Below are 14,694 nucleotides of genomic sequence, written 5' to 3'. Positions count from 1 at the left end.
CTCCTGTCCTTGCTGTTTCTTGCCTTGAGCGTATGCGTCAGCCGATCTGCACTTCTTCGCGCAGGTCGTGCCAGATGTCCTTGGAAATTTCGATGAAGCGTGTGTGGTAGCGGATCTCGGACGTGACGCGCGGGCGCGGCAGGTCGATCTCGTACACGCGCTTGAGCGTGGCGGGGCGTGCGGTCAGCACGAACACGCGGTCGGCGAGGGCGATTGCCTCTTCCAGATCGTGCGTGACGAACACGACCGAGCCCTTGTTCGCGGACCAGAGCTGCAGCAGCTCGTCCTGCATCAGCGTGCGCGTCTGCATGTCGAGCGCGGAGAACGGCTCGTCCATCAGCAGAATTTCCGGCTGGTTGATGAAGGTCTGCGCGAGCGCGACGCGCTTCCTCATCCCGCCGGAGAGCTGATGCGGGTAGTGCTTCGTGAACTTGTCGAGGCCGACCTTGCGGATCCATTCCTCGGCCTGCGTGTACGCGACGTCCTTCGAGCGGCCGCGAAACAGCGGGCCCGCCGCGACGTTGTCGATCACGTTGCGCCACGGGAACACCGCGTCGGCCTGGAACACGAAGCCGATGCGCGGGTCGATCCCGTCGACCGGGCGGCCCATCACGCGGACTTCGCCCGACGCGGGCTTGAGCAGCCCGGTGATCAGGTTCAGCGTGGTCGACTTGCCGCAGCCGGTCGGCCCGACGATCGCGATGAACTCGCCGCGCGCGACGCTCATGCTGAAGTCGCGCAGCGCGACGGTGGCCTTGCCTTCCGGCGAAATGAAGCGGCACGACACATTGCGAAACTCGATCGCCGGTGTGCTCGGGGAAACTGCCTGATTCATCGCATTGATCCTGCGGGTGAGGAGAGCGTCGCAGCGTGGCGGCGCCGGGCCGGTCAACCGGGCCGGAACGGGGAGCGCACGGCGGCGGGATCGCCGCCGCCGGCGCGACTGCCGAGTTCGATTACTTCGCGTTCACGAAATCGTTCGTGTAGGTGCGCGCCAGGTCGATGTGCTTGCCCTTCACCGACGGGTTGAACGCCGACAGCACCTTCAGCACGGTCGCCGGGCCGTCGGCCGGCATCTTGCCGTCGGCGGTGTACATCGGCAGCGACGCCTTCAGCGCGGACACGTACAGCGCCTTGTCCTTCTGGTAGTCGGCCGGCATCTTCGCGGCGATCTCGTCGGCGCTGTGCGTGTGGATGAACTGCATCGTCTTCGCGAACGCGTGCGCGAGCTTGGTCGCCTGATCCTTGTGCGAATCGGCCCACGCCGACTGCACGTACAGGCTCGCGGCCGGGTAGGTGCCGCCGAGCGCCGCGCGCGTGCCTTCCAGCGTGCGCAGGTCGACCAGCACCTTCGCGTCGCCCATCTTCTCGAGCGCGGACACCGTCGGCTCGGTCGTCATGCCGGCGTCGATACGGCCCTGCTTGATCGCGGCGATGAAGCTCGCGTCGGCGCCGACCGGCAGCATCGTGTACTGGGTCGACTGCACGCCGTGCTGGAGCGCGAGGTATTGGGTGAGGAAGCTCGTCGACGAGCCGAGGCCTGTCACGCCGAGCGTCTTGCCTTTCGAATCGGCCATCGACTTGAAGGTCGGCGCGGCCTTGGTCGACACCATCTCGACTTCGCCCGGCACCTGGCAGAGCACGGCGATCGCTTTCACGTCCTTGCCCTTGCTCTGCAGGTCGACCGTGTGGTCGTAGAAGCCGACGACGCCCTGCACGGCGCCTGCCAGCAGTTCGTTCTCGGCGTCGACGCCGGCCGGCTGCGACAGCAGCTCGACGTCGAGCCCTTCGGCCTTGAAGTTGCCGAGCTCCTGCGTGAGCCGCGCGGGCAGGTAGATCAGCTTCGCGATCCCGCCGACCATGATCGTGATCTTGCCGCCGTCGTCGGCGAAAGCGGGGTGAGCGGCGAGCGCGCAGCTGAGGCTGGCTGCAACGGCGAGGGTGCGCAGGATGGGTCGCATCGGGATCGTCTCCTTCGTTGTATTCGTATGGCGCGATGCTTGCTGCATCGTCCTGACGAGTATAGGGACGCGAAACCTTCTGCAACCTTTCGCGGGTTGGCGGTTCCTTTAGGGGTTTTCCAGCAACGGAGGCGCGAAACGGGGGGCGACAGTCGCCGAAGCGGGTCGAAAGGAGCGGGCAGGGCGCCTACCGCCACCCGGTCAGCACGCGGCCCATCGCATCGAGCCCCATGTCGAACAGATGCGCCACGAACGGCACGAGGTTCGGGATCATCAGCTGCACGAGCAACAGCCCGACGAGCATCGTGACGGGAAAGCCGACCTGGAACACGCCGATCTGCGGCGCCGCGCGGTTCAGGATGCCGAGCGCGAGGTTCGCGATCAGGAGCGCCGCGACCACCGGCAGCGCGAGCAGCAGCCCCATCTCGAACACCGTCGTGCCGAACGACGCGAGCGTGCGCCAGCCGGGCGCGTGCAGGAGGTCGGCCGACACCGGCAGCGACTGGAACGACGCGGCGAGCGCGGCGAACACCTGCAGGTGGCCGTCCACCGCGAGGAACGCGAGCATCGCGACCGCGTTCAGGAAGCGGCCCATCGCGGGCGTCGCGCCGCTCGTGTGCGGATCGAAGAAGGTGGCGAAGCCGAGCCCCATCGACAGCCCGATGAAGTCGCCGGCCGCCTCGACGGCCGCGAACACGATCTGCATCGTGAAGCCCATCGCGGCGCCGATCAGGAACTGCGTGACGAGGATCCAGATGCCCTGCGCGGAGAACACGGTGACGTCCGGCATCGCGCCGAGCGTAGGCGCTACGACCAGCGCCATGAACGCGGCGAGGCCGATCTTCACGCGTATGGGCACCGCTGCATGGCCGACGACGGGCGCGGTCGCGACGAGCGCGAGCATCCGCACGAACGGCCACAGGAACGCCGTGAGCCAGCCGTTGAGCTGCGCGTAGGTAACCGAGAACATCGCCGCCGGGTGGTGCGCGCGGCTCAGCCGACGCCGAGCGTCGCGACGTGCAGCAGCGTCTGCCGCAGGTAGTCGAGCATCGTCGTCATCATCCACGGGCCGGCGATCACGAGTGTCGCGGCCACCGCGAGCAGCTTCGGGATGAACGACAGTGTCGCTTCGTTGATCTGCGTCGCGGCCTGGAACAGGCTCACGACGAGGCCGACCGCGAGCGCGACCAGCAGCAGCGGGGCCGCGAGCAGCAGGCCGACCACCATCGCCTGGTGCGCGAGCGTCATCACTTGTTCGGGCGTCATCGTGCGTGTTCCTCCGCGGCTTACATGAAGCTCTGCGCGAGCGAGCCGATCAGCAGCTGCCAGCCGTCGACCAGCACGAACAGCATCAGCTTGAACGGCAGCGACACGGTGGACGGCGACACCATCATCATCCCCATCGACATCAGCACGCTCGCGACGACCATGTCGATGATCAGGAACGGGATGAAGACCGTGAAGCCGATCTGAAAGCCGGTCTTCAGCTCGCTCGTGACGAACGCCGGCACCAGCAGCGACAGCGGCACGTCTTCGGGCCCCTGCATCGGCGCGGCCTTCGAGATCTTCGCGAACAGCGCGAGATCGGTCTCGCGGGTCTGCTTCAGCATGAAGGTCTTGAACGGCGCGACGCCGCGCTGCACGGCCTGCTCCATCGGCATCGAGCCGTCGGAGAACGGCTTGTAGCCGTCGTTGTACGCGCGGTCGAGCACCGGCGACATCACGAAAAAGGTGAGGAACATCGCGAGGCCGACGAGCACCTGGTTCGGCGGCGTCGTCGCGGTGCCGAGCGCCTGGCGCAGCAGCGACAGCACGATGATGATGCGCGTGAAGCTCGTCATCATCAGCAGCATCGCCGGCAGGAACGACAGCATCGTGAGCAGCAGCATCGTCTGCACGCTCAGCGAATACGTGGTGCCGCCGTGCGGGCCCGGGCTCGCGTTGAACGCGGGCAGGCCGTTCGCCTGCGCGCAGGCGAGCGCGGGCGCGAGGCAGAGGATCAGCACGGGCGCGAAGCGCGCCGCGCGATGCAGGAATGCGTGTTTCATCGGAATGCGGGGTCGGAAGGAGGGCGCGGCGCCATGTCAGCGGTCCTTGCCGCGACCGAGGCGCTTCGCGGCTTCGCCCGCGAGCGCGTCGCGAAACCGCGAGCCGAACGTGCCGGGCAGGCCGCCGTCGGGCGGGGCGGCGCCGGCGGGCGCATCAGCGGAAACCGGGGCCGCCGCTGAACCGGCCGGCAGCGTATGCAGCAATCGCACGTTGCCCGGCGCGACGCCGAGCACAAGCCAGGTGTCGCCGATCTCGACGATCGTCGCGCTTTCCTTCGCGCCGACCGCGACGCTCGACACGACCTTCAGCGGGCCGCCGCGGCGTGCATGCTGGAAGCCGAAGCGGCGCGCGAGCCACGCGCACGCGAACACGAGACCGATCACGACCGCGAGCCCGACCAGCGTCTGCAGTACCGCACCGATGCCGAGCGACGGTGCGGCGGAGCCGACCGTCACGCTCGACGCGATCGAACCGGGGTGGTTCACCGCGTTCATGTCGGCGGCGCCGGCCGATGCGCAGGCGAGCGATACGGCGACGGCAAGCGTCACCGCCGCAATCGCGCTGCACACGCGGCGGCCAGGCTTCACGACGTTCACCGATTCAGCTTCCGGATGCGTTCGGCCGGCGTGATGATGTCGGTGAGGCGAATACCGAACTTGTCGTTGACGACGACGACTTCACCCTGCGCGATCAGGCAGCCGTTCACGAGCACGTCCATCGGCTCGCCGGCCATCCCGTCCAGCTCGACGACCGAACCCTGCGCGAGCTGCAGCAGGTTGCGGATCGCGATCTTCGTGCGGCCGAGCTCCACGGTCATCTTGACCGGGATGTCGAGGATCATCTCGATGTCGTTGTGCGTCGTGTTTGCCGCGGCCTTCGACAGCGGCTGGAACACGCCGGCGCCGGTCGCACCGGCCGGCACCGGCTGCTCGTTCTGCTCGGCGAGCGCGGCCGCCCAGTCGTCCATGCCCGGATCTTCTTCCGCTGCGGCGGGTGCCGCCTGCGCGGCGGCAGCCGATGCCGCGAGGGCCGCGTCGGCCATCGCTTGTGCGTCGTCCTCGGGCGTCTGGTTCAGCTCACTCATATCCACCTTCCTTCATCGAATCGCCCGCGCTGATCATCTTCTGCACGCGCAACGCATATTGACCATTGAAAATTCCGTAGCCGCATTCCATCACCGGCACGCCGTCGACCTTCGCGGTGATCGTGTCCTCGATTTCCAGCGGCAGCACGTCGCCCGCGCGCAGGTTCAGGATCTTCTCGAAGTTCGACGAGATCTCGGCGAGGTTCGCGGTCAGCTCGACCTCGGCGGACTGCACCTGCTGCGACAGCACGCGCACCCAGCGGCGGTCGACTTCGAGCGCCTCGCCCTGGATCGGCGACGCGAGCACGTCGCGGATCGGCTCGACCATCGAGTACGGCATGCAGATGTGCAGCGTGCCGCCCGTCGGCCCGAACTCGATCGAGAACTGCGTGACGATGACGATCTCGTTCGGCGTCGCGACGTTCGCGAATTGCGTGTGCATTTCCGAGCGCACGAACTCGAATTGCAGCGGCCGCACGCTCTTCCACGCGGTCGTGTAGTGCTCGAACACGAGGTTCAGCAGCTTGCCGATGATCCGCTGCTCGGTGGCCGTGAAGTCGCGGCCTTCGACGCGCGTGTGAAAGCGCCCGTCGCCGCCGAACAGGTTGTCGACGACGAAGAACACGAGGTTCGGGTCGAACACGAACAGCGACGTGCCGCGCAGCGGCTTCACGTGCACGAGGTTCAGGTTCGTCGGGATCGGCAGGTTGCGGGTGAATTCGCTGTACTTCTGCACCTTCACCTGGCTGACGGAGATTTCCGCCGTGCGCCGCATGAAGTTGAAGATGCCGATCCGCAGCAGGCGCGCGAAGCGGTCGTTGATGATCTCGAGGCCGGGCATCCGGCCGCGGACGATCCGCTCCTGCGTCGCGATGTTGTAGGGGCGGACGCCCGCTGTGTCGCGCTGCTCGTCGACTGAATCGGCTTCGCCCGTGACGCCCTTCAGGAGGGCATCGACCTCCTCCTGGGACATGAACTCCTGGTGACCCATACGCGCTCCTTTCGCGGCCGCGTTACTGGACGACGAACTCGGTGAACAGCACGTCGTCGACCTTCGCGCGCTGGTTGCCCGGCTGCGTCGGCTGCTCGACCAGCTCCCGCAGTTCCTTCGCGAGCGAATGTTTGCCGTCCGGCGTCGCGAGATCCTCGGGATGCTTGTTCGACAGCGCGAGCAGGATCCGGCTGCGGATCTCCGGCATCCGTGCGGTCAGTTGCTCCTGCGCCTTCGGGTCGGTGAGCTTCAGCGACAGGCCGACGCGCAGGTAATGCTGCGCGCCGTCGTCGGACTGCAGGTTCACGGTCAGCGGGTCGAGCGGGAAGAACACCGGCGCGGCCAGCGGCGCCGGCTCGGCGGGCGCGCTCGCATGGCCGACGCCTTGCTTGCTCAGGAACACGTACATGCCGCCGGCTGCGGCAGCTGCCGCGCCCAGCGCGATGACGGCGATGAGCGCGATGCGCTTGAACTTGCCGGAGGAAGCCGGCTTGTCGGCGGTCGGGTTTGCGGTCGTGGAGGCCATGTGAATGCGTGCGTGATGTCTCGTAGCATGCATTGTTCGGCATCCGGGCCGAGGCCGATGGGCGGAAAAGAGGGGGGATTTGCGGCTATCTCAGCCGATTGTCGGCCGGGTGTCGGCCGGATGCAGGGTAGGCGGGCGGGAGAAGGCGGCCATGCCGGGTGCGGAAAGGCCGCCGGGCCGGCGGACAGAGGAGCGGGCGTGGCCGAGAGGTGGCGCCGTTTCCGCCGCAAGGGGGCTGCCGCGCCGAAGGCGGCCGGTACGATTGCGCGGGGCGAGGCCGGGAGATGGCGCCGATTCCGCCACACGGGGGCGCCGCGCCGAAGGCGGCACGCACGATCGGGCTGGCCGGCGCCTGGCGGGCGGCCGCCGCCCGGTCAGATCGGCAGCAGCGTCAGGAGCGGCGCGATCAGCACCATTGCGACGCCCGCGATCATCATCGTGAGGCTCGACACGACGCCTTCCTCGCTGCCGATCTCGCGCGCCTTCGCGGTGCCCACGCCGTGGGCGGCCGCGCCGAACAGCGCGCCGCGCGCGAGCCGCGTGCGCATCGGCACCAGCGCGAGCACCAGCTCGCCGAGCAGCATCCCGCAGATGCCGGTCGCGATCACGAACAGCGCGGTGAGATCCTTCGGCGCGTGGATCTTGTCCGACACGGCGAGCGCGAACGGGGTCGACACCGAGCGCGTCATCAGCGAGCGCTGCAGCTCGGGCGACAGGTGCAGCAGCTTCGCGAGCAGCAGCGACCCGCACACGCCCGCGCTGATCCCGACCGCGACGCCGACCGACAGCGACAGCCAGTGGCGGCGGATCAGGTCGCGATAGTCGTAGATCGGCACCGCGAACGCGATCGTCGCCGGGCCGAGCAGCCACATCAGCCAGCGCGTGTCGTGGAAGTAGACCGAATACGGGATGCCGGTCAGCAGGACGAGCAGCACCAGCACGCCCGGCACGAACACGAGCGGCGAGAACAGCAGCGTCTTCTTGTACGCGTAGAGCCGCTTCGACGCGAAATACAGCACGACCGTCAGCACGAAGCAGCCGAACGAGATCGCGGTGTTCGCCTGGTCGGCGGACAGGTTCGACAATGCGGCAAGCATGGCAGGCTCCGGCTCAGTGGGCGGACGCGGCGGTGAGGCGCGTGCGGCGGCGTTCGGCGAACACGCGCTGCGCGGCGAGCCGGCGCTCGAGTTTCGCGGCGAGGTCGACCGCGACGGCCACCGCGACCATCACGAACGCGGTGCCGGCGAGCATCACCAGCGCGATGCGCCAGCCGTCCTCGCGGAACAGCCCGCCGTACTGCACGGCCGCGACGGCGGCCGGCACGAAGAACAGCAGCATGTCGGACAGCAGCCAGTTCGCGCCGTCCTTCACCCAGGCGGGCGCGACGCGGCCCGAGAACAGCAGCACGAGGAGCACCGCGAGGCCGATCACGCCGGACGGAATCGGCAGCCCGATCTTGCGCACGGCCCAGTCGACCGCCATCCACAGCGCGCCGAGCGCGGCGGCCTGCAGCGCGATCCGGCCCGTGCGGGCCAGGCTGCCCGAAGCGGCGGGGCGGGCGGCGAGTGCAGCGGTCGGCTTGGTCATGGCGGGCTCCCTACAGATATTCCATTGATGATGGGAGTATAGGGTTTCCCCTAACCATAAATAAAATGACTTGTCTCTATCCTTATCATTCCAATTCGGAATTCGTTTTTTGATCGCCGCACCACTTTGGGGAGTCATCGATGGAATTGCGCGCGTTGCGGTACTTCGTCGAGGTGGTTCGCCAGCAGAGTTTCACGGCGGCCGCCGACAAGCTGTTCGTGACCCAGCCGACCATCAGCAAGATGGTGAAGGCGCTCGAGGACGAGATCGGTTCGCCGCTGCTGCTGCGCGACGGGCGGCAGATGGTGCTGACCGACGCGGGGCGGATCGTGTTCCAGCGCGGCCAGGACGTGCTCGCCGCGCAGGCGCAGCTGCAGTCGGAGCTGAACGATCTCGGCACGCTCGGGCGCGGCGAGCTGACGATCGGGATCCCGCCGCTCGGCGGCTCGCTGTTCACGCCGATCATCGCCGCGTACAAGCAGCGCTATCCGAACATCGAGCTGAAGCTGTTCGAGCAGGGCGCGCGGATGATCGAGGCGGCGCTGACGTCGGGTGAACTGGAGCTGGGCGGGCTGCTGGAGCCGGTCGATCCCGGCACCTTCGAGCGGCTGCCGATGGTGCGCGCGCCGCTGTGGCTCGTCGCGCCGCGCGAATCGCGCTGGGAGGATCACGCGGCCGTGCCGCTCGCGGATCTCGCGCGCGAGTCGTTCGTGTTCTACGCGGAAAGCCTCGCGCTGCACGACGCGGTGCTGGACGCGTGCCGGCAGGTCGGCTTCACGCCGTCGATCGTGAGCCGCAGCGGCCACTGGGATTTCATGGCCGCGCTCGTGCATGCGGGGGTCGGCATCGCGCTGCTGCCCGAACCCTATTGCCGGCGGCTCGATGCAGGCCAGTTCACGTGCCGGCCGATCGTCGAGCCGGAGATCACGTGGGCGATCGCGCTCGGCTGGCTGAAGAAGGGGTATCTGTCGCACGCGGCGCGCGCGTGGCTCGACGTGGCGCGGGCGACGCTGCCGATCGCGCCGGTTGACGATCTGGCGTTCGGCGGGTTGCGGGCGAGGGGGTGATGCCCGCCGAGGCGGGCGGTCAAGCAAACGAGGCGGGCGCAACGGCCGCCCGCCGCGCGGTCAATGCCCCATCGCCGGCCCCGCACCCTTCCTCGGCTTGGTGACCCACACGAGCGCCGCGAGCGCGCCGAACATGAACGCCGACAGCAGGAAGAAGTCGTTGGTCGCCATCATGAAGCCCTGCTGCGTGACGAGCTGGTTGAGCTGCGCGTTGGCCGTCTGGCCGACGATGCCGAGCTGCGACAGCGCGCCCTGATAGTCGGTCGTGCTCTGCGCATACACGCTCACCGATTCCGACAGCCGCGCGTGGTGGTAGATCGCGTCGTTTTCCCAGAACGTCGAACTCGCCGCGGTGCCGATCGCGCCGGACAGCGTGCGCAGGAAGTTCGACAGCCCCGACGCGCTCGCGAGCCGGTCGTCGGAAATGCTCGACAGCGTGATCGTCGTCATCGGCACGAAGAAGCACGCGACGCCGATCCCCTGCACGAGCCGCGGCAGGATCACATGGTTGAACGGCACGTCGAGCGTGAACGTCGAGTTCCAGATCGACACGCCGGCGAACACGATGAACGCGAAGCTCGCGACCATCCGCAGGTCGAGCCGGTGCATGTTGCGGCCGATCAGCGGCGACAGCACGAGCGCGAGCAGCCCGACCGGCGCGGTCGCGAGGCCGGCCTTGCCGGCCGTGTAGCCCATCACCGTCTGCAGCCACAGCGGGAAGATCACGACCGAGCCGAAGAACGCCATGAAGCCGAACGAGATGATCATCGCGCCGAGCGCGAAGTTGCGGTCCTTGAACAGCGACAGGTCGACCACCGGCTCCTTCTCGGTCGCCTCCCACACGAGCATGAACGCGAGCGACACGACCGCGATCAGCGCGAGCGCGACGATGAACGTCGAGTTGAACCAGTCGCGGTCCTTGCCGAGGTCGAGCATCATCTGCAGGCACGACACGCCGATCACGAGCAGTGCCAGGCCGACCGCGTCGATCCGCTGCTTCGTCGTCTTCGTCTCGCGGCCGCGCAGCAGGAAATACGCGCAGGTCGCCGAGAAGATGCCGATCGGCAGGTTGATGTAGAAGATCCACGGCCACGTGTAGTTGTCGCTGATCCAGCCGCCCAGCAACGGGCCGAAGATCGGTGCGACGATCACCGTCATCGCCCATAGCCCGAGCGCGAGCCCGCGCTTCGCGGGCGGGTAGCTGCGCATCAGGATCGTCTGCGACAGCGGCACCATCGGCCCCGACACGAGGCCCTGCAGCAGCCGGAACGCGATCAGCGTCTCGAAATTGGTCGCGAGGCCGCACAGCGCCGACGCGACCGTGAACGCGAGCACCGACAGCGTGAACAGCCGCACCTCGCCGACCCGCCGCGCGAGCCAGCCGGTGAGCGGCACCGCGATCGCGGACGCCACCGAGTACGACGAGATCACCCAGGTGCCTTCGCTCGTCGCGACGCCGAGGCTGCCGGAAATGGTCGGCACCGCGACGTTCGCGATCGACGTGTCGAGCACTTCCATGAAGGTGCCGAGCGCGAGCCCGACCGTGAGCAGCGCGAGTGCGCCGCCGGACAGCGGCGCGGGTTCAGCGGCGGGGGCGGCGGTGGATGCCGTGGTGGCGGACATCGGAATCTCCTAGACGCGGCGCGCGCGACGCGCCGGCACAACGCACGGGTGTGCGCCGCAGCGCAACCCGGCCGGGTGGAACGAATCAGCGGAAAAAGGGAGCGCGTGCCCTGTCATCTTCTGCCCAGACAGATAAATAAGCGAATGTTTAACCTAGACATGGGGCCTCTGCGCACATCAGCTGTCCGCTTCGTCGTCGGGTTTCGGGCAACCGGTCGAGCCGGGCCCGTTGGCGATGAAGCGCTGCAACAGGCCGGTGAGCGTCGCGAGCTCGTCGGCCGAGAAGCCGTCGAGCTGCGCGTTGAGCGCGGTCGCGATCAGCGACGGCAGCGCACGCGCGGCTTCGGCGCCGCGTTCGGTCAGCGTCAGCTCGATCATCCGACGGTCCTGCTCGCTGCGCGAGCGCGCGACCAGCCCCTTGCGTTCGAGCCGGTCGAGCATCCGCGTCATCGACCCACTGTCGTACGACATCTTGCGAGACAGCTCGAACGGCGTGCGCGCGTAGCCGCGCGACAACAGCAGGATCACGCCGATCTGCTGCGCGGTGAGGTCGAGGGGCTCGAGCGCACGGTCCATCCGCTCGACGAGCGCCTGCTTCGCCTTCGACAGGTAATAGCCGAGGCTCGTTTCCAGCGCGATGTTCTCGGGATCGTAGAGGCCGCCGGTCATGCGATTGCGCACGCAGCAATAGTGCGTTTCAGATTTAAACGCGCCCAGTATCTTGAAAATTAATTGCTTAGTCAATATTATTTGAGGCAACCAGTTACGACGTGCATGTTGCACTGCCGGAGACTATGTTCTGACCGATGCGCCCGCGCTGCGGGCACCCCGAGGATGTTCGCGATGCTGTTCCTGAAAAATGCCGCCGGTGCGCTGCGCCGCAACCTGACCGATACCGCTCATCATGCGTTTTCCGGGCCGCACCGCGGCTGGAAGATCGCGCTGTACGTGACGATGCTGGTGGTCCCGGGCGGCTCGCTCGCGGCGCTCGGGTTCGCATGGTTCGATCATCGCCGGCAGCGCAACGCGAAAGACGGCGCTCGCCGCACGGGCCAGCCGGCCGCGACGGAGCCGTCGACATGGCGGTCCGCCGCCGAGCCGCTCCCGCTGCCCGCGCGCTGCCACTGACGTCGCGCGCCGCCCGCCTTCCTGACTGCTCCGACTGAGGACCGAGCGCCGGCCGCGCCCCGCACGGCCGGCGTCGCACACCCGTCTTCCCGCCCGCCAGCCGTAATGGCCGGTAAACCGGCCGCTCGCGCCGGTAACACATTCCTGTCGCCGCGCGCCGTACCCTTGGGGCTGCGCAGCTTTCCCGCCGTCAGTTACCATTTGTCCGCCAGCGGCACGACGACCGCATCGCGCGACGCCGCTCGCCGGACGTCGCGCCCAGACAGGAAAACCACCATGCCGTACGCCCCCCTCCCGCGCGCCCTTCGCCCGCTGAGCGCCGCCGTCGCCATCGCGACGGCCGTGCTGCTCGCCGGCTGCGCCGTCGGGCCCGACTATCACCGGCCCGACACGTCGATCCCCGCCGCCTACAAGGAAGCGCCGGCCGGCTGGAAGGTCGCGCAGCCCGCCGACCGCACCGACCGCGGCGCGTGGTGGACGGTCTACAACGATCCGCAGCTCGATGCGCTGATCGGCAGGCTCAACGCGTCGAACCAGACCATCGCGCAATCGGCGGCCGCGTACCGGCAGGCGCGCGCGCTCGTCACCGAGGCGCGTGCCGCGTATTTCCCGACCGTCGGGCTGACGGCATCGGGCTCGCGCGCCCGTACGCCGCGCACATCGGTGTCGTCGGGTTCGTCGTCGAGCTTCGGCAGCGGATCGACCGGGTCGATCAACAACAGCTACAGCGTCGGCCTCGACGCGAGCTGGGAACCGGACCTGTGGGGCAAGGTGAGCCGTACCGTCAGCGCGCAGCGCGCCGGCGAAGCCGCCGCCGCGGCCGATCTCGCGAACGCGCGGCTGTCGCAGCAGGCGCTGCTCGCGCAGACCTACTTCCAGCTGCGCACGTCCGATGCGCTGCAGAAGCTGCTCGACGACACCGTGAAGTCGTACGAACAGTCGCTGAAGCTCACGCAGAACCAGTACGCGCAGGGCGTTGCCGCGCGCGCGGACGTGATCCAGGCGCAGACGCAGCTGCAGAGCGCGCAGGCCGCATCGATCGACAACGGCGTGGCCCGCGCGCAGTACGAGCATGCGATCGCGACGCTGATCGGCGAACCGGCGTCGACCTTCTCGCTGCCGCCGAATCCGCTCACGGCCGAGCCGCCGATCACGCCGGTCGACGTGCCGTCCGCGATCCTCGAGCGCCGCCCCGACATCGCGGCGGCGGAGCGCCGTGCGGCGGCCGCGAACGAGCAGATCGGCGTCGCGATCGCCGCGTTCTTCCCGACGCTCACGCTGTCGGCCACCGGCGGCTTCCAGAGCTCGGTGTGGTCGCAGCTGTTCACGCTGCCGGCCCGCTTCTGGACGGTCGGCCCGCAGCTCGCGGCCACGCTGTTCGACGCCGGGCTGCGCGCCGCGCAGACCGACGCCGCGCGGGCGACCTACGACCAGGACGTCGCCGCGTACCGCCTCGCGGTGCTCACCGCGTTCCAGGACGTCGAGGACAACCTCGCGTCGCAGCGCATCCTCGCGCAGGAAATCGACGTGCAGCGGCAGGCCGTCGACAGCGCCGAGCATGCGCTCGCGATCGTCACGAACCAGTACAAGGCCGGCACGGTCGCCTACCTGAACGTGCTGACCGCGCAGACCACCGCGTTCACCGCGCAGCAGAAGCTCGCGACGATCGCCGGGCAGCGGATGACGTCGTCGGTCGGGCTCGTGAAGGCGCTCGGCGGCGGCTGGAACGTCGCGGAGATGGCGCGCGAGAACGGCGACGTGGCGGCACCTGCACCCGTGCCGGCGTCCGGCGCGGCCGCGCCCGCGGCCACCGCACCGGCGGTCGCCGCGCCGCTCGCGCAAAAGTAGAAAAGTAGGAAGGAAAGGGTGACGCGCGCGTCAGCGCTGCGCGTCGCCGAAGATCAGCGACACCTCATTGTTGCCGATGGGGTGGCCGAGCAGGTTCAGCAGCCCCGCGAGGTTCGCCTGCTGCTCGGGCGCCGAGTGCGCGGTGCCGCGGAACGATCCCTCGCCCGGGCCGAAGGTGCCGTGGCCGTCGAGAAACAGCGGGCCCTGCGACGTCGACAGGTCCAGATCGGCGCCGGCTCCCTTCGCCTGCAGCACCGCACGGTACGAACCGAGCGGCTTCACGCGCGAGACGCGCGAACTCATCGAATCGATCGTCACCGTCAGCTGGCCGAACGCGTTGTTGCCGATCAGGCGCCAGTCGCTCCAGCCGAGCCGCACGTCGCCCTGCAGGTCGAGCGTGTTGAACGGCGTGCCGAGCCCGGCGAGCAGCGACGCGGGCACGGCCATCGTGCCCGCCGACAGCACCGCGCCGCGCCACGTCGCATCGAGCGTGACCGCCTCGGGCATCGCCTCGGTCTGCCGCATGCGCATCTGCACGCGCCCGGTCAGCAGCGGCCAGAAGCCCGTGGTCCATTCGACCCGGCCCGGCAGCAGCGTCGCCGCGCTCTGGTCGGCCCCCGGCGCGAGCATCAGCGTGCCCGAGCCGTGCCACAGCGACCCGTCGGGATCGACGAGATTCACGTGCCCGCCGGTCGCGCGCGCGAACTGCGGCGCGATCCATGCGGCCGGCGCGAGCGCGACGAGCGTCACCGCCGTCGCCAGGCCACCCGCCAGTACCCACGGCAATGCGGTGGCGAGCCGCTTCAATCCCGGCCTCATCGGCCGACCGC

At 68.7% G+C, this 14,694-nt stretch carries 17 protein-coding genes; 3 read left to right on the top strand and 14 right to left on the bottom strand.

Annotated features, from left to right (window positions below; all coding sequences use genetic code 11):
* Positions 1-37: 37 nt before the first annotated feature.
* From F3J15_RS13840 to F3J15_RS13790, 11 genes are all read right to left on the bottom strand, one after another.
* The gene (locus tag F3J15_RS13840; RefSeq protein ID WP_069246729.1) at positions 38-835 is read right to left on the bottom strand and encodes an ABC transporter ATP-binding protein; all 798 of its coding nucleotides are present in this window, start codon (positions 833-835) and stop codon (positions 38-40) included.
* Positions 836-956: 121 nt separating this feature from the next.
* Positions 957-1,961 (bottom strand): ABC transporter substrate-binding protein, encoded by a 1,005-nt coding sequence (locus F3J15_RS13835; protein ID WP_069249187.1) that lies wholly within the window; start codon positions 1,959-1,961, stop codon positions 957-959.
* 187 nt (positions 1,962-2,148) lie between these two features.
* Positions 2,149-2,931, bottom strand: a complete 783-nt coding sequence (gene fliR / locus F3J15_RS13830) for a flagellar biosynthetic protein FliR (protein ID WP_166891680.1) — start codon at positions 2,929-2,931, stop codon at positions 2,149-2,151.
* 23 nt (positions 2,932-2,954) lie between these two features.
* On the bottom strand, positions 2,955-3,227 hold the full coding sequence (gene fliQ / locus F3J15_RS13825) for a flagellar biosynthesis protein FliQ (RefSeq protein ID WP_166891678.1): 273 nt from the start codon (positions 3,225-3,227) through the stop codon (positions 2,955-2,957).
* 20 nt (positions 3,228-3,247) lie between these two features.
* A complete protein-coding gene (gene fliP / locus F3J15_RS13820) occupies positions 3,248-4,009 on the bottom strand; it encodes a flagellar type III secretion system pore protein FliP (RefSeq protein ID WP_166891676.1) in 762 nt (253 codons plus the stop codon).
* Between the two features lie 36 nt (positions 4,010-4,045).
* A complete protein-coding gene (gene fliO / locus F3J15_RS13815) occupies positions 4,046-4,606 on the bottom strand; it encodes a flagellar biosynthetic protein FliO (protein ID WP_166891674.1) in 561 nt (186 codons plus the stop codon).
* Positions 4,603-5,094, bottom strand: a complete 492-nt coding sequence (gene fliN / locus F3J15_RS13810) for a flagellar motor switch protein FliN (RefSeq protein ID WP_069246732.1) — start codon at positions 5,092-5,094, stop codon at positions 4,603-4,605. The genes fliO and fliN overlap by 4 nt, the downstream gene beginning before the upstream one ends.
* Positions 5,087-6,085, bottom strand: a complete 999-nt coding sequence (gene fliM / locus F3J15_RS13805; protein WP_166891672.1) for a flagellar motor switch protein FliM — start codon at positions 6,083-6,085, stop codon at positions 5,087-5,089. The genes fliN and fliM overlap by 8 nt, the downstream gene beginning before the upstream one ends.
* A 22-nt stretch (positions 6,086-6,107) precedes the next feature.
* The gene (gene fliL / locus F3J15_RS13800; protein WP_069246734.1) at positions 6,108-6,644 is read right to left on the bottom strand and encodes a flagellar basal body-associated protein FliL; all 537 of its coding nucleotides are present in this window, start codon (positions 6,642-6,644) and stop codon (positions 6,108-6,110) included.
* 341 nt (positions 6,645-6,985) lie between these two features.
* Complete coding sequence (locus F3J15_RS13795) at positions 6,986-7,708, bottom strand: LrgB family protein (RefSeq protein ID WP_069246735.1); 723 nt, start codon at positions 7,706-7,708, stop codon at positions 6,986-6,988.
* Between the two features lie 13 nt (positions 7,709-7,721).
* A complete protein-coding gene (locus F3J15_RS13790; RefSeq protein ID WP_069246736.1) occupies positions 7,722-8,198 on the bottom strand; it encodes a CidA/LrgA family protein in 477 nt (158 codons plus the stop codon).
* Positions 8,199-8,338: 140 nt separating this feature from the next.
* On the opposite strand from F3J15_RS13790, the gene F3J15_RS13785 reads away from it, so the two are divergent.
* A complete protein-coding gene (locus tag F3J15_RS13785; RefSeq protein WP_166891670.1) occupies positions 8,339-9,265 on the top strand; it encodes a LysR family transcriptional regulator in 927 nt (308 codons plus the stop codon).
* A 60-nt stretch (positions 9,266-9,325) separates the two neighbouring features.
* Here the strand turns inward: F3J15_RS13785 and F3J15_RS13780 are convergent, their stop codons facing one another.
* Positions 9,326-10,888: a DHA2 family efflux MFS transporter permease subunit gene (locus F3J15_RS13780; protein ID WP_166891668.1), complete on the bottom strand. Its 1,563-nt coding sequence runs from the start codon at positions 10,886-10,888 to the stop codon at positions 9,326-9,328.
* 177 nt (positions 10,889-11,065) lie between these two features.
* Positions 11,066-11,557, bottom strand: coding sequence for a MarR family transcriptional regulator (locus F3J15_RS13775; protein WP_069246739.1), 492 nt, complete (start codon positions 11,555-11,557; stop codon positions 11,066-11,068).
* Positions 11,558-11,731: 174 nt separating this feature from the next.
* Between F3J15_RS13775 and F3J15_RS13770 the strand changes: the two genes are divergently transcribed.
* Both F3J15_RS13770 and F3J15_RS13765 read left to right on the top strand, forming a co-directional pair.
* A complete protein-coding gene (locus F3J15_RS13770) occupies positions 11,732-12,016 on the top strand; it encodes a multidrug ABC transporter ATPase (protein WP_011350474.1) in 285 nt (94 codons plus the stop codon).
* A gap of 276 nt (positions 12,017-12,292) precedes the next feature.
* A complete protein-coding gene (locus tag F3J15_RS13765; RefSeq protein ID WP_166891665.1) occupies positions 12,293-13,864 on the top strand; it encodes an efflux transporter outer membrane subunit in 1,572 nt (523 codons plus the stop codon).
* Positions 13,865-13,894: 30 nt separating this feature from the next.
* Here F3J15_RS13765 and F3J15_RS13760 read toward each other — a convergent pair whose 3' ends face one another.
* The gene (locus F3J15_RS13760) at positions 13,895-14,683 is read right to left on the bottom strand and encodes a type II secretion system protein N (RefSeq protein WP_166891662.1); all 789 of its coding nucleotides are present in this window, start codon (positions 14,681-14,683) and stop codon (positions 13,895-13,897) included.
* Between the last annotated feature and the right edge of the window lie 11 nt (positions 14,684-14,694).

It is taken from the genome of Burkholderia sp. Ap-955 (assembly GCF_011753045.1).
GTDB lineage: Bacteria > Pseudomonadota > Gammaproteobacteria > Burkholderiales > Burkholderiaceae > Burkholderia > Burkholderia lata_D.
This window is presented reverse-complemented; position numbering and strand designations above follow the sequence as displayed.